The sequence below is a fragment of the Rhodococcus sp. 15-725-2-2b genome (assembly GCF_002259075.1).
In the GTDB taxonomy this organism is placed as follows: domain Bacteria; phylum Actinomycetota; class Actinomycetes; order Mycobacteriales; family Mycobacteriaceae; genus Rhodococcoides.
This window is the reverse complement of sequence record NZ_NPFL01000010.1, coordinates 206,146-225,753: the sequence shown is the minus strand read 5'-3', so window position 1 is coordinate 225,753 and position 19,608 is coordinate 206,146. Positions and strand designations below refer to the sequence as shown.

Below are 19,608 nucleotides of genomic sequence, written 5' to 3'. Positions count from 1 at the left end.
CATCGTGCCGCGCAAGGACCTTCGCGAGAAGGTCTATTCGTCACTGCGCCGGGATCTGATCTCCGGTGCCATCAGCTCCACCGAACGGCTCGGCGAGGAGCGTCTCGCCGAGCTGTACGGTGTCTCACGCACACCGGTGCGCGAGGCGCTGGCGCGGCTGCAGGCCGACGGCCTCGTCACCCGCGACGAGGCCGGCCTGCACGCCTATCGCCCCCGGATCGGCGATCTCCCCGATCTCTACGAGCTCCGGTCGACTCTCGAAGCCCGGGGCATCACCCGATCGATGTCGCACCCGGTCGATCGGTCGTCGTTGTCGCACCTGTTGGACACCTGGATCGGTTTGCGGGCCGACCCACCCGACACCACCGACGATCTGGTCTCGCTCGACGAGAACTTCCACGTCACCTTGTTGGCTGCCTCGGGCAACCCTGCTCTGACCGAGGCACTGTGCACCGTGAATGCCAAGGTGCGTCCGGTTCGGATACTCGGCGGACTCACCGCCGCAGCCGTCGTCTCGGCGATCGATCAACACATCGACATCGTCGAACGTGTCCTCGCCGGGACCTTGGACTCGGCACTGGAACTGCTACTGGCACATATCGATTCCTCACGCGACCTGGTGGTCGAGCGGGCCGAGCAAGCTGCGGCGCTGGCGGGTGCAGTCCGGATGTGACTCGGATCAATTCTCCGAGAGAATCCGATCGATGTCGTCGAGCACGGTCTGTCCGCCCTTGGGTCCGACGCCGGTGATCCAGTACGACAGGTCCACCGCGTGTGGATTCGGCAGTACGGCCGCGTTGGCGGTGATCGACTCCGGTATCGCTGCGGGGTCCGACGGGTCCGAGGCGGTGACGACGATCAGATCCGCGGCCGCCTGAGCTGCCAGCTCGGGCGAGAGGTCAACCGAGATCTCGTCGGCCCATTCCGGCCTCGGCGGGGTGGTGAAGCCTGCGCACTCGAGCGTGCTCCCAGCGAACGACGTCGGCCCGTAGAGGGTCAGTTCGCCCGCGCGGGGGCGGATCAACTGTGCCGTTTTCCCAGCGGTGTCGTGTTTCTCGGCGATCTCGGCACACCGATCGTCGTACGCGGTGAGCAGTTGCTCCGCAGTGTCCTCCTTGCCGAGAGTGCGTCCGACGAACCGGACGTTGTCGCGCCACGGATCGGATTGGGAGGCCATGAACACCGTCGGCGCGATGGCGGCGAGTTGGTCGTGGTACTCGGCGTGCCGAGTCTCCGTGCCCAGGATGAGATCCGGTTGCAGAGCCGCGATGTCCTCGATGGTCGGTTCGGCAACGGTGCCGACGGTGGCGATGTTCGCGGCTTCGGTACCGAGGTACGACGGCACGCCGCTCGCCTCGCTGAGCACCGCGGTCCCGACGGGTACGACGCCCAGGGCGACGGTGGTGTCGAGTTCGACCGGCTCGAGCGTGACGATGCGCAGCGGGTTCTCGGGAACCTCGACCGTTCCCCGGACGGTCTCGACCGAGCGCGTCGCGCCGCCGTCGGCGTCGGAGCCGGCCTCGGTGGACGAACACGCCGTCGCAGCCGCACCGAGGGCGACGGCCAGAGCGAGGGTCACGATGCGGTTGTGAGACTTGGTCAAAGGTCCTCCATGGCTGCATTGTCTGGAATCACAAAGAGGCTAGCCTATCCTTTGTCGACCCGGTGACGCCCGGCCGTCCAGTGGGTACGGTGTGGCTGTGACCACTCCACGCATTCCGTCCGGTACCGCCAGAACTCTCGGGCCCGTCAACTGGGTCATCTGCAAGGTGATCGCCAAAGGTGCGGGGGTGCCCAATCCTCATCTGTTCACCACCCTCGGGCGCACCGGCGGACTGTTCCGAGCCTGGCTGTTCTACAGCGGGCACCTGATGCCGGGCGGCAAGATCTCCCGCAAGGAAACCGAGATGGTGATCCTGCGCGTGGCTCACCTACGAGAGTCCGCCTACGAGATGGATCATCACATCCGGCTCGGCAAGCGCGCGGGTATCGACCGCGATCTGCTCGAGCTGATCAAGACCGGACCCAACGCACCAGGCCTGTCGACGCGGTATCGGACCATCCTGACCGCGGTCGACGAACTCATCGCCACCAAGATTCTCTCCGACGCGACCTGGAACGAACTCGCCACCCTGTTCGACGAGCGCAGGCTCATCGAATTCGTCCTGCTGGTCACCCAATACGACGGGCTGGCAACCACTCTCGCGACCCTGCGCGTCGAACGCGACTACACCGAACGGTAGAAGGTGTCCGCCGACCGCCCGATCCCCACCTCGCGTACCGCACGGGGTGCCGCGCTGGGACGCGCAGCGGCCGGCCAGGCGGTCCGCACCGCGGGAGCCCGCATGTCGATGGTCGGACGGTCCGAGGCGGTGCGCGATCGGATCTCGGAGAAAGCCTCGATGCAGGCAGCCGATCAGCTGGTGACTGTGCTCGGCAGCATGAAGGGCGCAGCGATGAAGCTGGGCCAGATGTTCTCGGTACTCGATCCCGCCCTGGTCCCCGAGCACCATCGACAACGGTTCCAGGACAAGCTCGCCGCACTTCGCGACCGAGCCCCGGAAGTCGACTTCGACGCGATGCGCGCCGTCGTCGAAACGGATCTGGGCGACTCCGTCGCCAACCTCTTCGCCGAGTTCGACCGAGATCCGATAGCAGCCGCCTCGATCGGCCAGGTCTACCGCGCTCGCCTGCACGACGGCCGAGTCGTCGCCGTCAAGGTCCAGTACCCAGGAGTCGACGACGCGGTCCGCGCCGACATGAAGAACCTCGCACTGTTTCTAAGGTTCTGGCGCAACGCTCTTCCCGCGGTGGCCGCACCCGAGCTCGTCGAGGAATTGCGTCTGAATTTCGAACGCGAACTCGACTACCTGGAAGAGGCGCGCACCCAATCGATCCTGGCCGATCGATTCCGCAACCACCCGTTTCTCGCTGTGCCCGACGCGATCGAGGGCATGTGTACCCGCCGAGTTCTCGTCACCGAGTTCTTCGACGGCATCGCGTTCGATCGAATTCGGTCACTACCCGCCGCCGAACGCGATCGCATCGGCGAGATCGTCTACCGCTTCTACATCGGTTCGCTGTATCGGTACGACGAATTCTGCGGTGACCCGCATCCGGGAAACATGTTGCTCGGCAACGATGGTCGCGTCGGGTTCATCGACTTCGGCCTCTTCAACCGCATGCGACGAGAGCACGTCGAGTTCGAGCTCGACTGCCTGAGGATGGCGTCGGAAGAACGCGGCGAGGACCTGCTCGCCGCGATGATCGCCCGGGGTATCGTCGACGCCACCGCCGGCGTCACCGCGGACGAATGTCTGGAGTACGTCTTCGCGGCGTCGGAATGGAATCTCGTCGATCGGGTCATGACGGTGACACCGTCGTTGGCGTCGAGTGGGCTGATGCTCGCGATCGACCCACGCGGTGGACAATTCACCGGAATGAAGCGGCAGAACCTTCCTGCCGAGCACCTGTTCTCCCGTCGAGCCGATTTCATGACGTTCGGCGTTCTGGGGCAGCTCGAGGCGACGGCCAACTGGCACGGAATCGCTCGCGAATGGATCTACGGCGACGCCCCGGTCACCGAACTCGGTGTTGCCGAGTTGCGGTGGCGGGGCGAGCAGAACCGCTGACGCTGCGCCGCTACTTCGTCACCCCGGCGCGCTTGTTTCCCGCCGACCGGCCGAGCCGACCGAGCGGGGCCAGGATGTCCTGATAGCGCGGACCCACGAGTCTCGGAATCAGATCGAAAGCGCGGGCGTCGGGGCCGATCAGAACGCGCGGCTTGTTCTTCTCCACTCCCGCGAGGATCACCTTGGCCGCCCTCGTCGGTGTGGTCAGCGCGATCTGTTGGAATCGACGCGAGGCTTCGTCGGGTGTGCCGAGGTCGTCCATTCCGCGGGCGTTGGCCACGATGTTGGTCTTGATGCCGCCCGGATGCACGCACGTCACTCCGACAGGGTGTCGAGCGATCTTCATTTCCTGACGCAATGCTTCGGTGAATCCCCGAACAGCGAATTTCGCGGAATTGTAGGCACTCTGACCTGGAATGCCCATCAGGCCGAACACGCTGGAGACGTTGACGAGGTGACCCTCACCCGACTCGATCAGGGCAGGCAGAAAAGCCTTGGTACCGTTGGCAACTCCCCAGAAGTCGATGTTCATGACCCACTCGAAATCGTCCCAGGTCATGTCGACCACATCGGCACCCAACGCGACGCCGGCATTGTTGGCGACGAAATTGACGCGTCCGAATTCGCTCAGCACTGCATCCGCGTGCGTGTGGACGGCGGACCGGTCCGACACGTCCAGCTCGTACGTCACCGTGCGGGCTCCGACCTTCTCGCACAGAACGAGGGTTTCGCCGAGTCCTTCGCCGTCGATATCGGACAGCGCAAGCTGCGCTCCACGCTCCGCCAGATCGAGCGCGAGGGCGCGACCGATCCCCGAACCGGCACCGGACACGACGGCGACCTTGTTCTCGAAATTCTTCATATACGCGCTTCTTCCACATTCTCGCTGTCGGTTCCTGCTCCGGTCGGGAGCAGGAATTCGTACTGTGCCGGATCGAATTTCTTTGTGCGAAGCCAGTACTGCCAGGTGAATCCGGGCCACACCGTCCGGTTGGCACCGTGCGAATCGAGGTACCAACTGGTGCAGCCGCCCGTGCTCCATACGCCCTTGTTCAGCTTCGCCTGGATCTCGGCGTTGAAGCGGTCCTGTGTCTGCTGCCGAACCGTCACCGCGTCGGCGGCACTGGACCGGACGAAGTCCATCACCGAGAGGGCGTACCGGATCTGTTGTTCGATCATGAACACCACGGAGTTGTGCCCGAGCCCGGTGTTGGGACCGAGCAGGAAGAATGCGTTGGGGTATCCCGCGGCCACGATTCCCAGATGAGTCTCGATTCCGTGTTCTTGCCAGTGCTGCAACAGCTTCCGGCCACCGATACCGGCCACGTTCAGACCGTCGAACCCGTCGGTGACATGAAAACCGGTGGCGTAGATGATGACGTCCACCTCGCGTTCGGTCCCGTCTGCGGCGACGATCGACCGTTCGCGTACCTCTGCGATCGAGTCGGTGATCACGTCCGTGTCGGGCCGAGTCAATGCCCGGTAATACGTGTTGGATCCGAGCAATCGCTTGCACCCGATGCGATAGTTCGGGGTCAATTTCTTGCGCAGCTCCGGATCCGATACCTCTCGCTCGATGAACCTGCGTGCAGCTGCCTCGACCGGACGCAGGAGATTGGAATGCCCGTTGAGGCCTATCGCGAGAGACTCCGCAGACCAGTAGATCGAATTTCGGAACACCTTGCGCGCCAGCGCCGATCGACGAAAGAGTCGTCGGAGACCGGTCGGGATGTCGAAATTCCGCCTCGGGAGTACCCACGCGGGAGATCGTTGATACAGGTGCAGTTCGCCGACGGTCTCTGCGATCTGCGGGACGAACTGCACTGCGCTCGCACCGGTTCCGATGACTGCCACTTTCCTGCCGGTCAGATCCACCTCGTGATCCCACCGCGCCGAGTGAAAGGCCGTGCCCGTGAACGACTCGATGCCCGGCAGCTCCGGAGTGTTGGGAACGTGCAGCGCTCCGATGCCGGAGACGATGAACTGAGCGACGTATTCGTCACCGTTCGTCGTCGTGATGTGCCATCGGTGCTCGTTCTCGTCCCAGAAGCCACCGTCGCACTCGACACCGAACCGAATGTTGTCGTCCAGGCGATACTTGACCGAGAGCTGTTGTAGATAGCTCAGGATCTCCGGTTGGGCAGACCACATCTGCGACCATTCGGGGTTGGGCTCGAACGAGTACGAATACATGTGCGAGGGGACGTCGCACGCGCAACCCGGATAGGTGTTGTCTCGCCAGGTGCCCCCGACGGACTGTGCCTTCTCCAGAACGAGGAAGTCGTCGCGACCGCGGGTGCGGAGCGAGATCGCCATCCCCAACCCGGAGAAGCCACTGCCGATGACCAGAACCCCGGTGTGATGGACCGTCATCGCCGATCCTCCGAGGGCACGACGCCGGTCATCTTCCACAACACAGCGGTGATCGTCCCCTCGAGCAACCCGGCCGAATCGAGAAAGGCGACGGTGTTCGATGCGTCCCGACGCCTGATCGCCGCCCGTCGACGCCGCGAGGCGATCATGCCCCGGACCGGGGACATGCCGACGGATCGATACACCTGGGGCGAGACGCCGAGACGAAGGATCACGTTGGCGAGAACAGCAAGCAGCAATCGGTTGAACGCGCGAGAGAGTCTGTTCGACTTCTCCAGCGCGGCAGCCACTTCCGATCGGGCGAATGCGAAGCGATCGGCGCTTTCGAGTCGATGGATCTTCACCGCCTGCCGAACATGGGGTTCGATTCCTGGTTCTGTCACCGCACCCTGCATCGATCGGGAGAAGGTCTCCTCGACCAGCAGGGTCGACGCATGGGACGCCGCACCGAGGGGCAGGAAACTCAGCAGTTTGACTGCCGTCGTCGTCCCCTTGGGAAGCCTGTACGGCGGGACTTCCGAGGCGCGAACGAGCCGTCCGAAGGTGATCGTGGTCCGCGAGCTACCTGCGACCTCTGCGAGTGCATTGCGGGACGCCGGGCTGTTGAGCCCCTCCTCCGCCGCCCGCCGGAGCTGATTGCCGGTCAGCATCGCGGACAGATAGGACACGGTGCTCCACCTGCTCACTGCCTCGTGCAAGGCGAGCGTGCGCCGGTCCTGCTCGGTCAACTTGGCCCACGAACGAGTTCCGTGCAACGTGATCGATTCACGGGGAAGCGCAAATTCGTCCGGCTGCCAGGGAGATTCCCAATCGATGTCGACGTGCGGATCGTATTCGACCGCCGACGAACGCGGGCTCATGCCAGATCGTCCGGCATCGCCCGGGTCATCTTCCACAGACGACGGGTCACGACACCGTCGCACATACCGGCGTCGGCGAAGAAGCGGATCATGGGTTCGGAGAAGAACTGCATGTTGGTCTTGTAGGTGGGACTCGCCATGGCCGTGACGATTCCGCGGATCGGGTTGATGCCGATCGATCGGTACACCTTCGGGTTGATGAGGGCCAGGTACGTGAAGTTGGCGATCGACGCGAGGATCACGCGATGGATGGCACGGTTCACGCGATTCGTCGCGGCCATCGCGCGCACCATTTCCTCGCGCGCGTAGGTGATGTGGCGCGACTCCTCGATGACGTGGATTCGCATCATCTGGCGCAGGTGCGGCTGCATCTCGGGGTCGTACTGCGCCTCGCGCTGCGCCCGGTCGAGAACCTCCTCGATGAGCAACACTCCGCCGTAGGTGGCGGGTCCGAGCGGCAGAAACTGACCGATCTTCCCGAGGAACACTGCGGGCTTGGGCATCAGGTACGGGGTGAGCCCGGTCTTTTCGATCAGCTTTCCGAACATGATGGAGTGTCGAGATTCCTCGCCGATCTCGGCTATCGAATACATCGAGTGATCGGAGAAGGTGCCTCTGCCGAACACCCGGAGCAAGTTCGCGCTGAGCATGCCTTCGGCGTAGATGCCGAAGGACAGAATGCTGACGATCTCGTGGCGGCCCAGTTCGCGACGCTGTTCTTCGGTCAGTTTGTCCCACAACTTGGTTCGGTACAGCGAGATTCGGTGCTCGGGCATCCAGCGCATACCGTCGACCATCGGAGCATCCCAATCGATGTCGGCCTCGCCGTCGTAGAACTTGTTCGCAGTCGACTTCAGCAGTCTTCGCGCCGTTTTGTCTCTCGGTCCGACTGTCTTCGCACGCGAGGTCGACTGGTCCTCGGTCATCAGCCGACCCGGAGACGATCCGGCATCCCCGCCACCGACTCGCTCATCGACAATTGCACGCTTCACAACCGATCCCCCTTGTGATCGACGGCCCCCCGGCCCTTCCGACTACCCCGAACTCGCGGTAGCCAGTACCGGCGGTAGTAGGTACTGTGTCGAGTGTGGTTCAACTCACCGGACGTGTCAACCCCGAGGATGGGCGGCACTCGACCCCGTGCAAGAAGATCGATGCTCGCACCGAACGCTGGCGCGAACACCGCCTCGAGGTGCGACGGAAGTTCGTCGCGGCGGCACTGGTCGCGATCGACGTGCACGGCCCGAGCGTCAGCATGGGCGATATCGCGAAAGCGGCCGGTACCGCCAAACCCAAGCTCTATCGACACTTCGCCGACCGGTCCGATCTGTACTCGGCCATCGTCGAGCACGTGCAACAGATGCTGTGGGATCGGATAGTCGGCACGGTCAACCTGTTCGAGGATTCGGTGACCGACCTCATCGATCGCAGCGCCGCCGGATACGCGGCAGTCGTGTCGGAACATCCCAACCTGTTCCGATTTCTCGTCCACGGCCACTTCCTGGCCCGCACGAGTGGCCGGCAGACCACGACCGAGTCCGCAACGGACCCAGCGCTGGCCTCTGCGCGTGCCGCATCCGACACGGTTGCTCAGATGCTCGCCGGTGCCATTCACGGACCAGCAGTGGACAATTCGACGGTCGAGATGGTTTCCTATTCTGCATTCGGCGCGGTGGCCACCGCCACGGACTGGTGGCTCGGCAGTTCGGACGACCACGAGCTCGTCATACCGATAGAAGCTTTCACCGCCCATCTGGCAGCCATCGTGCGGGGGATCGTCGAATCCTCGTGTGCGCTCGTCGGCGTCCGCATCGAATCCGATCAACCCATGCATGTCGCGTTCGTACGCGAGGAGGGAAGAGGAAACCCGTGAGTGATCTCTCCGGCAAGCCCGACTACCGCGGTCCTGCCACATTGACGTTCGACGATCCGGCGGCCGAATTCGACGTCCGGATCGATCTGCGCGGGCACTCCCAACCCATCGACGGCATCTTCCGTTGGTACGGACGCGTCCGGCCACACGAAGGACTCCAGGAATTCATGGAGGCCGCGGCCAGTAGCCGCAAGGGCCTGCTGAGCACCGACAGCGGTACCGCACCCGTCACGGTGGGCGACGTGGACTTCTGGGGTCGATACCGGCTGCAGGGCAAAGGAAATCCGCCCTACCCGCTCGAACCCGAGAAAGACTGTGACGACACACCGGCCGCAAGCACACCATCGGCCGAGGACCGAGCGCTCGCGAGAGCGGCGGCACTGCTCGAACCCGAATTCCGCGCGAGCGCGGACACGACCGAGGGCTACGTGGAACTGCTCGGCGGTACGCCTGCGCCGTCACCGACCACCGCGAGCAAGGCGATGAACAACAGCCTGGTTGCCTCGATCTACGAAAAGCTCTGGCGTCCCGCCGGTATCGCCATGATGGGGGTCGGTGGCCTGTCCATGTCCGCCGAACGCGCCAAGGCCGCCTCGGACCTGCGACTGACCGGCGACATGAAGGTGCTGGACGTGGCATCGGGACCGGGAAACTTCACCAGGAACCTGTCGGAGCACCTGAGCGGAGACGGCATCGCCATCGGATTCGACATCTCGGAGCAGATGATTCGCCGGGCCGTTCGAGACAACCGCGGGCCCCACGCCGCGTACATGCGCGGTGATGCTCAGTCACTGCCGTTCGCCGACAACACTTTCGACGCCGTGTGCTGCTTCGCCGCCCTGTACCTGATCCCGAACCCGCTGACCGTGGTCGACGAATTGGTCCGTGTGCTCCGGCCGGGTGGTCGAATCGCGATCATGACGAGCTACGGCCGTGAGACCGCTCCGGTGCGGTCGGTGGTGGGTGCAGCGTCGGGGCGTATCGGGGTCCGCATGTTCGAGAAGGAGCAGTTCACGTCGATCTTCGAGGCATGTGGGATGACCGAAATCGAACAGGAGGTGCGCGGGCTCGCCCAGTTCGTCAGCGCCACGAACGCTTCCTGACCCCGGGTCAGGTCTTGGGGCCGTAGTCGCTGACGATCCACTGACCGTCCTGCTCGGTGACCGTCACGAGCAGGAGGTTGGGCACCTTGCCGGGGTCCGGTTGCTGCACGTTCTGCGTGGTCTGCTGCGCGAACACCGCCACTTTGTACTCGCCTCCGGACTCGGAATCGATTGCGGCAGAGAGTACCTCGCCGTTGGCGACCACCTGGGACTCGTTCATGATGGCAGTGAGGGCCTCACGAACTCCGCTGTAGCGATCCTGCAGGGACTGCGATGCGCCCTGGTCGACGCCGTCGAAGAACGCGTCGAGGTTGCGGTAGTCGTAGGTCAGCGACCGCGCCGTGTAGTCGGTGGCGGTGTTCAACGCCATCTGTCGATCCTGATCGTGCGCACGCTCGTCGGCCAGATCGCCTGCTGCGGAATGCCACAGCACTCCGAACACCGCCGCGAGCGCGATGCCCGGTACCGCGGCAGCGACCACGGACCACCGAATGCGGCGCCGTCGGGGGGTCTCGGCGGACACCGGTGTCTCCTCGGTCCGGGATTCTTCTACTTCGACCATGAGGGGGTCACTCCAATCAGTTCGGAATTTCTACGGAAAGCCTCGCCGGCCCGCCGGGAGGGAAGACGGTCTGCATCACGTCGACGATCGAGCCTGCGTCGATCCGCATCGGCTTGATCGGTGCGGTGTACGGCTTGAGCAGTGTCGCTATCAGTGCGAGGTCGGGCGACAGCGGTGTGAGGTACTGATCGATCTTCGGCCCGATCTTGCCCAGCGGATCGTCCCAGACGTCCGCGCCGACGTACGAGTAGTCGTTGAAGCCCTCGAGCAGGTTTGCCACACCCGAACCCGTCGCGCCGACCCACGGTGCCGCGTCGGTCATCACCGGACCGTATCCGTAGGCGAGGCGCCCACCTTGTTGCGCATTGTCGTACAGGCGACGAATCTCTCCGCTCTTGTCCCGCAACGTCGCTGCGAGGAATCGGAATGCCTCCACGAGACGATCGATATCCGCACCACGGCCTTCGACGGCTGCCGACGCGGTATCGGTCAAACCCCTCAAGGCATTCGTATCGAGTTGCGAGGCGAGCGAATCACCCAGGCTGAGGGCCTCGCTGACGGTGACCGACGGGCGTACGTGATCGCTGCCGAGGACATCTCCGTCCGTGAGATACGGCCCTCCGACGCTTCGAGGCCGAAGGTCGAGGAACTGCTCGCCTGCTGCGGACAGGTTTGCCACCACGACCTCGGAGTCGGCCGGGATCCGGTTCGCGGCGTCGAGCGCGAGTGTGACGTCGAGGCCGCCCGGCACCACCGCGATGGACTCGACCCGGCCCACCTTGATGCCTCTCGAGGTGACCTGCGAGGTATCCATCAGCCCGCCGGAGGATTCCATGTGCACCACGACACGATCGATCGTTCTGGTCGGGTTCACGTCGAGCACGCCAACGACCAGGTACCCGATGCTCGCAACGGTCATGGCCGTCAGTGCCACGAGGGAGACGAGTGTGCCCCGCTTCATCGGACGATACCGATGCCGCGCAGGATCCCGATCATGTCGTCGGCCAATGCGCCGGCCCCCTGATCGGTCGACACCGACCGCACCGCAATGTTCGGAGTGGACTCGAAGTACGGGATGAGGCGCTCGCGCAAGAGGGTGTTCGCTTTCTCCATGTTCATGGGCACCGTGGTGTCTGCGTTCGAGATCGTGATCAATGCAGGCGCGATGATGTCGATGGCACCTCTGAGTTCCGGATACGGGCCGGCGAGAACGTCACCGACGTTCTGCGACATGTATCCCAGCATGAAGATCATGTGTACGACGCTGAACAGGACCTCGGACAACCCGTCCGATCGTCTCGGGCCCAGCTCGAGAACACGCTCGACGCCGTCACGTTGCGTCACAACGGTATTCGACACACTCTCCGCCGCCGCGAGTATCCGATCGATCTCGCCGGTGTTGTCGCCGATGTCGGTCAGCGCAGCCCGAGCGGCGGAATTGATCTTGTCGACCTGGGCCGGGTCCGGAGGAATGGCCGCATTGACGTTGTTCACCGCCTCCTGCAGTTCCAGATAGTGACCGCCGGTCACGATGTTCGACAATCCTCGCAGCACGTCCTCGACGTTGTCTGCCGGTACCGTCCGCTCCACGGGAATGACGTCACCGTCGCGAAGATAAGGCCCGCTCGAACTCGAACTCGAACCCGCACTCGCGTTCGCGTCGGACGGCGGTTGCAGCGAGATGTAGATCTCGCCCAGGATCGACGACTGTCGAAGCTCGGCGACGGTATCGGTCGGCAGCTGAACATCGGCCGACAGATCGACGGTCGCGACAGCGGTCGAACCGACGAGGTCTACTCGGTCGAGAACGCCCGCATCGACACCCTCGACGATGACCTTGGCCTTCTCGGGAAGGTTGAGCACACTGGCGAATTCGATCTTCAGCGAGTATTTCTCACCGGACACGTAGCTGCCGGGAATCGGTAGTTCGGCCGGGTCGACGCTGCACGCCGACAGCAGAGCGACACAGCACAGCCCGATCACCGCGCGCCTCATCGCCATCCCGCCGAACCGAGTACCAGCTGCACCAATCCCACGTCGATGACATCGCCTCGTTGCTGATCGGCCGAACACGTCGGGCGGTACTTGTTGAGCAGAGCGCAGACCTCGTTCGGCGAGTTGGTGTCGATCTCGAACTGTGGCGGGTGGTAGATCAGGCGCCCGCTCTTGGAATCGTTGTCGTACATCGTCATCAGGTTCTGCCCCACGGTCGGCACCTGCTCGAGAATGTCCTTGATATCGCCCACTCGCCCGAGCAGGACGTCGACCACAGGGGCCGCCTGGTCGAGAAATGCGTAGACCTTGTCGTCGTACTTCGCGACGTTGCGCGCGAGTGGCGGCATGAATTCGGTGGTCAAAGCGACCGTGGTCCCGAACGACTGGGTGAACTCCGACAGCGTGATCATTCCCCGCTTCAGGTTGTCGAGTAGTTTCGCCACCTCGGGCCAGCTCACCACGAACGTGTCGATGAGGCCGTCGAGATTGTCGATCAGGCGTCGCACGGTGGTGTCTCGGTCGGCCGGATCGCCGACCAGCTGGGCCAACTGCTGGAGACTCTCGTTCAGCTGGGCACCGGACCCACGGAGCGAACCGTCGACCGAACGAAGTGTGTCGCCCAGGACTTCGTCGTGCTTGCCGTCGGCGTCGGCCGGGCCCAGCAGATCAGCAGTGAGGCCCGATACGGCATCGAGAGTATCGCTGATTCCCAACGGAGTTCTGGTGCGTTCCAAAGGAATGCACTGCGCGCGATCGAATTCGGCGCCGCCGGTGTACGGCTCGGTGAATTCCACGTGCCGGTCGGTGACGATCGAACTGGACAGTGTCACGGCACCGACTTCCGCAGGCAACACGAGGCTGTCGTCGACATCCATCGTGACCATCACGGAGGCGTCGGTGTTCTCGATGTGCGTCACCGTCCCGACGACGACACCCAACATCATGACCGAATTGCCCTCGTACAACCCGACCGTATCGGTGAACTCGGCGCACACCGACGAGCTGCTCGCCCCGGAATCGATGACGGCGGTCGCCGACGCGACGGAACCGACGAGAGTGATCACCACAGCCGCTGCCACAGCGACCTTCACGATTCTGCGCCTCATCAGCACGCCTTCCCCGGCAGCGGAATGCAGACACCGACACCGACGACCGTGTCCTGCGACTGATCGATCACCGGACCTTGACCGCCCCCGATCAGTGCGGCGAGACCGTCCGTACTCTGCTTCATGGTCGTGATCGCCCCGTCGAAATCACCCAACTGCGCGAAGAGCTTCTGTGTGATCTCCTCGAGCTGGACGATCGACGGCTCGAGCCCCTTCTCGAATGCGACCACAGGCCGATGGAAGAGCTTGAACATCCGCCCGAGCAGGTCGAAGGCATTGACCACTTCTGCGCGCTTGTCTCCGAATCCCTTTGTCAAGGTGCCGAGTTCGTGAACCAGCTCCACGAGCATCACTCGATCGGCTGCCAACGCGCCGACGTACTCGTCCGACACCACGAGCCCACGTTCGAGCTGTTCGGAGCGGGTCGCGATGACGTCGGTGAGCGAGGACAGATTGTCCACGATGGCACGGGTCGACTGCGGCTGCGTACTCACTGCCCGGTCCAGTTCGGCCACGGTCTGTCGCAACGTCGGTCCGTCGATATCGCGGACCAACGGAGTTGCCTGCTGGATCGCGTCCGACAGCTCGTACGGAAGCGCGACCCGCTCCGACGGAATCGGTGCCGAGTCGAGCGCGCCGTCGCCATGAGAGCTGAGCATCACGTAATGACCACCGATCGGCGTGAGCAACTTGACCGTCAGCGTCGATGCGTCGCCCACGAAAACGTCCGATCGAACACTGAATTCGACATCGACGTGATCGCCCGCGAGCTCGACCGAGCGCACGGAGCCGACGGGAATTCCGGCGATCCTGATTTCGTCACCGGGCTTCACCCCTGCGGCCGAGCCGAACTCGGCGGTGTAGGTGCGATCGCCGAACGGAACCGTGTACAGAACGGCCGCGACGAGGAGGAGTACCAAGGAGAAGGCGACACCGACTGCACCCCAGAAGAAATGTGTCTTGTTCTCCGACTGCTCGTCACGAACGCCCCGGCGCAGCACGCGTTTCATCGACACACCACCAAATTCTGTCCGCCGAGCACGATCTGCCCGATCCCCGGGATATCTTGTTGGCCCTGACTACACGTGTAGGTCTTGGCACCCGGCGCGGGAATACTCGCGTTGAGGCCGGTCAACAATGCGGGGGCAAGGGCGAGCATCTCGGTCACCTGTTCCGTCTGCGGAAGCATTCGCCGCAGCGCTCCGTCGACCGGCGCATAACTGTTGTCGTACGCGCTTTCCAGTCCCTCCATCAAACCGACCAACGGTGTGAGCCCGTAGTTCGCCTGATCCAACGAGGCCAAGACCCCGTCCATCTGTGTACTGAGCTTGGACACGAGACCGTGTAGTTGTTCGAGCAGGTCGGCTACGGAGGAGGACTGGCCGCCGATCGAATCCGAGATCTGGCCGAGATTGTCGATGAGCAGGCCGATGATCGACTCCCGTTGAACCGCGAACTGGGTGATGCGGTCTACGTCGCGGAGCACCGGACCCAGGCCGGACCCGTCGCCCTGCACCATGCGCAGAATGTTCTCGGTGAACTGATTGAGCTGTGCGGTGTCGAGCGTGTCGAAGATCGGTTTGAATCCGTTGAACAGCGTGGAAATATCGAACGACGGGATCGTGCGATCCACCGGGATCGTCTCACCCGACGCCAGGGGAGCACCGGTAGCCGCATCCTTCTGGATCAACTCGACGTAACGCTGGCCGAGAAGGTTCTGGTAGCGGACAGCTGCCTGAGTGTTCGCGAAAATCGGTCGCCTGTCCTCGATTTCGAATCCGACGCGCGCAATGCCTCCGTCGAGGTCGACCGAGGAGACCTTGCCGATCTGTACCCCGGACATGCGCACATCGTCGCCCACGTACAGACCCGATACGTCGTCGAACTCCGCGCCGTAGGACGACAGCGGACCACCGACCGGGGTACGGAGTGCAGCCACGATGACCACGGCGCACACCGCGGTCACCGTGAAGAAGACGAGCAACTTGAGCACAGGTCCGGTTACCTTCTTCACCCGTTCGCCTCCTCGTGCGCGGCAACGGCTCCGGCCAGATTGGGCATGGTCCGAACTATCAGGTCGAGCTGGAGTTGCGGCTTGCCGTCGACGATGGGGAATGCGTCGGAAATGCCGTCGATCACCTGCGGGACCCTGTTGTAGCTGGGCGCGAACGTGCCGATCGATGCCGTGATCGGCACCAGCAGATCGAGCACGGTCGACAGAAGCGGAGTCAGGTTCGGATTGTTCTTCTTCAGCAGGTCGCCCACCGGAACCATCAGCTGATCGCTCAGACCGTCGTTGGCCGCGATGGTCCTGGCCCTGTCGGCGGGCGCTTCGACGTACGCACTCTTGTCCACCACTCCCACCACCAGATCGAGAAGAGGTGGAATCAAGTTGGCGATACCGTCACCGAGTTCCGCCCCTCGGTGCAGCTTCCAGGCGAGCGGATCGATCTGATTGTTCGCCATCATTTGCGCAGTATCGAAGTACGGCTTCAGGTTTCGACTCACCTCGACGGACGTGTTCGCGATGAGATCGAGAAGGTTCTGCACTTGTTCGGAGTCGAGTACCTCGGTCAGTTCGGCGACTCGCCGGAACACTCCGGTCACCGTTGCACCGCGCAGTTCGCTCGACACTGCCAGGGTCGAATTCGAGGCGAGTGGATTGCCGGTACCGTCGGAGACCAATTCGATTGCAGTGGAACCGAATACGTTGGACGAGGAGAACTGGGCCTGCATGGTGTCGGTCAGCTCGCCCGCCTGGCTCGGGTCGATCTCCAGTTCCAGCCTCTGATGGCCGAAGCCGACGGTCTCGATGTGGTCCACCGTGCCGATCGACAGGCCCCGGAACTTCACCTCCGAGCCGGGGGTGAGCCCGTCGCCGACCGACGCCGCGTCCAGCGTGAGTTCGAAGGGCGACTCGAAGGTACCCCGCGCGTACGCGGTGAGGCCGCAGGCGAGAACGGCAGCGGCGACAGCAACCGCCAGTCCGCGCATGCGAAGGGTTGCAGGACCGGCCGATCGACCGGTCAGATCATCGAACACTGCCATCTCTACCCCGAAATCCTTATCCCCGAGTCGAATCCCCACAGAACCAAGGTCATGATCATGTCCAGCACCACCACCGCGACGAGGCTGGCTCTGATGGCGCGGCCCGACGCTCGCCCCACACCTTCCGGACCGCCCGAGGCGTAGTACCCCTGGTAGCCGTGGATCAGAATGATCGTCACGACGAACACAGCAGCCTTGAGCAGGGAGAACAGCACGTCGATCGGTTGCAGAAAGGCACTGAAGTAGTGGTCGTAGGTGCCGGACGACTGTCCACCGACGACCCGGACCACGAACGCGCACGACAGGTAGCTCAGGATCAGCGTCAGCAGATAGAGCGGCACGATCGTGACGATTCCCGCGATCACCCGGGTGGTCACCACGAACGGCATCGACTGGATTCCCTGAGCTTCGAGGGCGTCGATCTCCTCGGAGATCCGCATTGCGCCGATCTCGGCCGTCATCCGACATCCTGCTTGCGTCGCGAACCCGATGGCCGCGATCATCGGGGCGAGCTCACGAGTGCTGGCGTACGCGGAGATGAAGCCCGTCAGCGGCTCCATCCCCACCATGCCCAGTGAATTGAACCCTTCGATTCCCACGGATGCACCCACCGCGACACCCAGGACGACGAGAACCGACACCGTTCCGCCACCGACGATCAGTCGTCCACTGCCCCAGGTGATGTCACTGAGGATCAGCAGCATCTGACGTCGGTAGGCACGAACCGTGTGAGGTATCGCCACGAGCACCTTGACGCAGAACGTCAGCTGATGGCCCAGCATCTCGAGTACCTCGAACGGCTTACGTCCGAGGTATCTGGCACCGCGGGTCAGATGAGCGGTGCCGTGCACTGTGTATCGAGAGGGAGTGGCCACGTCAGCCCAATCTCTGCGGCATGAACATGGCGACCAACTGGGTGATCACGACGTTGACCGCGAACGCCGACACCACACCGAGCACCACGGACGCATTGACCGCGTTGGCCACCCCGCGAGGACCGTGCGAGGCGGACAAACCGCGGTGGCACGCAACAACGATGACGATGACCCCGAATATCTCGGTCTTCACCAGGGCGACGACGAGGTCTGCCACCGAGGCGAAGCTCGCGAACGAGCTGATGTAACTGCCGGGCGTGCCACTCTGGAAACCGATGTTGATCGCGTAGCCGGCGGCCAGACCCATGAAGATGATCAGAATGCACAGAAACGGTGCCACCAGGAGGATGGCTGCAAGCCGTGGCGCGACGAGCCTGCGCACCGGGTCGATTCCCATCGTCGACAAAGCATCGATCTCGTCGCGAATGGTGCGCGCCCCCAGATCGGCTGCGACCGCCGACCCAGCGGCACCGCCCAACAACAGAGCCGCGACGATCGGTGCCCCTTGGCGGATCACCCCGAGACCACCTGCAGCACCTGCGATGGACGTCGCGCCGATCTGATCGGTGAGACTGCCGACCTGCACGGAGACGATGACGCCGAACGGAATCGACACCAGTACCGCTGGGACGACCGTGACGGTGACGACGAACCAGGCCTGGTCGACGGTGTCACGCCACGGATGCCGCAACGTGGCGATGTCACGTACGAGGTGAACGAAGGCCAGTACGCCCAGCTCCAACGTCTGGCCGAACGTCCTGAATCCACCGGAAACCCCGTCGCTGACGCGCGCGAGCGTCGATACGGGCGACGACAATTCCCCACCCCCCAAACTCGTGTTCATGGCGACTCCCCCGCGCCGAAAACGAAAAGTACCAGCCGACAGTCGACCAAGTGACGTTTTCCTCACTTACCGACCTATGAGAAATCACAGACTTCGGCCGGGCTGCCTGAGGTTCCGTTGCGACCGAGCGCTCGGGTGCGCGCAGCGTCGCACGGCCGTCGCGCGCCTCCAGTACGGACCGCTCGCCCCGCTTTACTGATACTTTGGATTCTCATCGACGCTGGGAGAAAAGATTGACAAGCGCTCCGGATCGCACCCGCATCGAATTCCCCGACATCTCTTCTCGCACGTGGGAACACCCGTCGGATCGAGCTGCGCTGGTCACCCTGCGCACCCTCAAAGGTTTCGACACCGTTCTGCGCACGCTGTCCGGGCTGCTACGCGAACGGCAGCATCGCCTGATGTACCTCGCCACAGCGGTACGCGTCGACGAGCGCCAGTTCAAGGACCTGAACGACCTGCGCACCGACTGCGTGAACATTCTCGGTGCCGAGGAGACACCCGAGTTGTTCGTCGTGCAGTCACCGATGGTCAACGCGTTCACCATCGGAATGGACCGCCCGTTCATCGTGCTGACCACGGGCATGCTCGACATCATGACCTACGAGGAGCAGCGTTTCGTCGTCGGTCACGAGCTGGGCCACGCACTGTCCGGGCACGCGGTGTATCGCACCGTGCTCGTGCATCTGATGCGGCTCGCCGGCACGGTCGGCTGGGTTCCGGTGGGCGGCTGGGCCCTACGCGCGGTCATCGCAGGATTGATGGAATGGCAGCGAAAGTCCGAACTATCCGGTGACAGAGCAGGTTTGCTGTGCGGACAGGACGTGCACACCGCGATCCGCGTGCAATTGAAGCTGGCCGGCGGCGCACGCATCAGCGAAATCGACGTCGATGCCTTCCTCGCTCAGGCCGCCGAGTACGAGGCCAGCGGAGATCTGCGCGACGGCGTACTCAAGCTGCTCAATCTCGAACTCCTCTCGCACCCGTTCTCGGTGCTCCGCGCCGCAGAGTTGAAGAAGTGGGTCGACGACGGCGAGTACGCGGCCGTACTTCGCGGCGACTACCCACGCAGGTCCACCGACCACGAGGCCAAGGTCTCGGAGGAGTTCCGTAACGCAGCGCGCACGTACAAGAACAACTTCGACACCTCCGAGGACCCGCTGATCAAGACGGTGCGAGACATCGGAAGTGGCTTCACCGGAGCCGTCGACGCCGTCGGCAACGGAATCGGCGACGTGGCGTCGGACATCAAGGGACGCTTCGATCACTGGCGAAAGTCGTAGCGCCGGAGCAGGACCCAAGAACGACGAGGGCGGCGACCACCGAAGTGGTCGCCG

General features: G+C 63.5%; 20 protein-coding genes. 6 read left to right on the top strand and 14 right to left on the bottom strand.

Annotation, left to right across the window (positions count from 1 at the left end; genetic code table 11):
* Window positions 1–4 precede the first annotated feature (4 nt).
* On the top strand, window positions 5–673 hold the full coding sequence (locus CH306_RS13215; protein ID WP_094629769.1) for a GntR family transcriptional regulator: 669 nt from the start codon (window positions 5–7) through the stop codon (window positions 671–673).
* A 6-nt stretch (window positions 674–679) separates the two neighbouring features.
* On the opposite strand, the gene CH306_RS13210 is transcribed toward CH306_RS13215, so the two are convergent.
* Window positions 680–1,582, bottom strand: coding sequence for an ABC transporter substrate-binding protein (locus CH306_RS13210; protein WP_373453971.1), 903 nt, complete (start codon window positions 1,580–1,582; stop codon window positions 680–682).
* Between the two features lie 112 nt (window positions 1,583–1,694).
* On the opposite strand from CH306_RS13210, the gene CH306_RS13205 reads away from it, so the two are divergent.
* On the top strand, window positions 1,695–2,243 hold the full coding sequence (locus CH306_RS13205; RefSeq protein WP_094646829.1) for a carboxymuconolactone decarboxylase family protein: 549 nt from the start codon (window positions 1,695–1,697) through the stop codon (window positions 2,241–2,243).
* 3 nt (window positions 2,244–2,246) lie between these two features.
* Window positions 2,247–3,632: an ABC1 kinase family protein gene (locus CH306_RS13200; RefSeq protein WP_094646828.1), complete on the top strand. Its 1,386-nt coding sequence runs from the start codon at window positions 2,247–2,249 to the stop codon at window positions 3,630–3,632.
* 10 nt (window positions 3,633–3,642) lie between these two features.
* Here CH306_RS13200 and CH306_RS13195 read toward each other — a convergent pair whose 3' ends face one another.
* From CH306_RS13195 to CH306_RS13180, 4 genes are read right to left on the bottom strand one after another with little or no spacing between them, the layout of a single operon-like run.
* Window positions 3,643–4,494: an SDR family NAD(P)-dependent oxidoreductase gene (locus tag CH306_RS13195; RefSeq protein ID WP_045198820.1), complete on the bottom strand. Its 852-nt coding sequence runs from the start codon at window positions 4,492–4,494 to the stop codon at window positions 3,643–3,645.
* The gene (locus CH306_RS13190) at window positions 4,491–6,005 is read right to left on the bottom strand and encodes a flavin-containing monooxygenase (protein WP_094646887.1); all 1,515 of its coding nucleotides are present in this window, start codon (window positions 6,003–6,005) and stop codon (window positions 4,491–4,493) included. The genes CH306_RS13195 and CH306_RS13190 overlap by 4 nt, the downstream gene beginning before the upstream one ends.
* Window positions 6,002–6,865 (bottom strand): diiron oxygenase, encoded by an 864-nt coding sequence (locus CH306_RS13185; RefSeq protein WP_094646827.1) that lies wholly within the window; start codon window positions 6,863–6,865, stop codon window positions 6,002–6,004. The genes CH306_RS13190 and CH306_RS13185 overlap by 4 nt, the downstream gene beginning before the upstream one ends.
* Window positions 6,862–7,791, bottom strand: a complete 930-nt coding sequence (locus tag CH306_RS13180) for an AurF N-oxygenase family protein (protein ID WP_094646886.1) — start codon at window positions 7,789–7,791, stop codon at window positions 6,862–6,864. The genes CH306_RS13185 and CH306_RS13180 overlap by 4 nt, the downstream gene beginning before the upstream one ends.
* Before the next feature lie 161 nt (window positions 7,792–7,952).
* On the opposite strand from CH306_RS13180, the gene CH306_RS13175 reads away from it, so the two are divergent.
* Window positions 7,953–8,738, top strand: coding sequence for a TetR/AcrR family transcriptional regulator (locus CH306_RS13175; RefSeq protein WP_256980457.1), 786 nt, complete (start codon window positions 7,953–7,955; stop codon window positions 8,736–8,738).
* Entirely contained in the window at window positions 8,735–9,841 is a 1,107-nt protein-coding gene (locus CH306_RS13170) for a DUF4873 domain-containing protein (protein ID WP_179272844.1), read from the top strand. Before CH306_RS13175 ends, CH306_RS13170 begins: the two co-directional genes overlap by 4 nt.
* A 7-nt stretch (window positions 9,842–9,848) precedes the next feature.
* Here CH306_RS13170 and CH306_RS13165 read toward each other — a convergent pair whose 3' ends face one another.
* The 9 genes from CH306_RS13165 to CH306_RS13125 all read right to left on the bottom strand — a co-directional run bounded on the left by CH306_RS13165 (window position 9,849) and on the right by CH306_RS13125 (window position 18,271).
* Complete coding sequence (locus tag CH306_RS13165) at window positions 9,849–10,364, bottom strand: hypothetical protein (protein WP_141214787.1); 516 nt, start codon at window positions 10,362–10,364, stop codon at window positions 9,849–9,851.
* A 55-nt stretch (window positions 10,365–10,419) separates the two neighbouring features.
* A complete protein-coding gene (locus tag CH306_RS13160) occupies window positions 10,420–11,364 on the bottom strand; it encodes an MlaD family protein (RefSeq protein ID WP_094646825.1) in 945 nt (314 codons plus the stop codon).
* Window positions 11,361–12,404 carry an MlaD family protein gene (locus CH306_RS13155; protein ID WP_094646824.1) on the bottom strand — a complete coding sequence of 348 codons (1,044 nt, stop codon included), beginning with the start codon at window positions 12,402–12,404 and terminating at the stop codon, window positions 11,361–11,363. Before CH306_RS13155 ends, CH306_RS13160 begins: the two co-directional genes overlap by 4 nt.
* Window positions 12,395–13,504 (bottom strand): MCE family protein, encoded by a 1,110-nt coding sequence (locus CH306_RS13150; protein WP_141214788.1) that lies wholly within the window; start codon window positions 13,502–13,504, stop codon window positions 12,395–12,397. Before CH306_RS13150 ends, CH306_RS13155 begins: the two co-directional genes overlap by 10 nt.
* Window positions 13,504–14,514 (bottom strand): MlaD family protein, encoded by a 1,011-nt coding sequence (locus CH306_RS13145; protein ID WP_045200954.1) that lies wholly within the window; start codon window positions 14,512–14,514, stop codon window positions 13,504–13,506. The genes CH306_RS13150 and CH306_RS13145 overlap by 1 nt, the downstream gene beginning before the upstream one ends.
* Window positions 14,511–15,518, bottom strand: a complete 1,008-nt coding sequence (locus tag CH306_RS13140; RefSeq protein WP_094646823.1) for an MlaD family protein — start codon at window positions 15,516–15,518, stop codon at window positions 14,511–14,513. Before CH306_RS13140 ends, CH306_RS13145 begins: the two co-directional genes overlap by 4 nt.
* Window positions 15,515–16,552, bottom strand: a complete 1,038-nt coding sequence (locus CH306_RS13135) for an MlaD family protein (RefSeq protein WP_032393812.1) — start codon at window positions 16,550–16,552, stop codon at window positions 15,515–15,517. The genes CH306_RS13140 and CH306_RS13135 overlap by 4 nt, the downstream gene beginning before the upstream one ends.
* 2 nt (window positions 16,553–16,554) lie before the next feature.
* Complete coding sequence (locus tag CH306_RS13130; protein ID WP_094629802.1) at window positions 16,555–17,334, bottom strand: ABC transporter permease; 780 nt, start codon at window positions 17,332–17,334, stop codon at window positions 16,555–16,557.
* Between the two features lie 94 nt (window positions 17,335–17,428).
* Window positions 17,429–18,271 carry an MlaE family ABC transporter permease gene (locus tag CH306_RS13125; RefSeq protein WP_094629779.1) on the bottom strand — a complete coding sequence of 281 codons (843 nt, stop codon included), beginning with the start codon at window positions 18,269–18,271 and terminating at the stop codon, window positions 17,429–17,431.
* Window positions 18,272–18,504: 233 nt separating this feature from the next.
* Here CH306_RS13125 and CH306_RS13120 point away from each other — a divergent pair, with 233 nt between their 5' ends.
* Window positions 18,505–19,554, top strand: a complete 1,050-nt coding sequence (locus tag CH306_RS13120; RefSeq protein WP_094646822.1) for a M48 family metallopeptidase — start codon at window positions 18,505–18,507, stop codon at window positions 19,552–19,554.
* The last annotated feature ends 54 nt before the right edge of the window (window positions 19,555–19,608 follow it).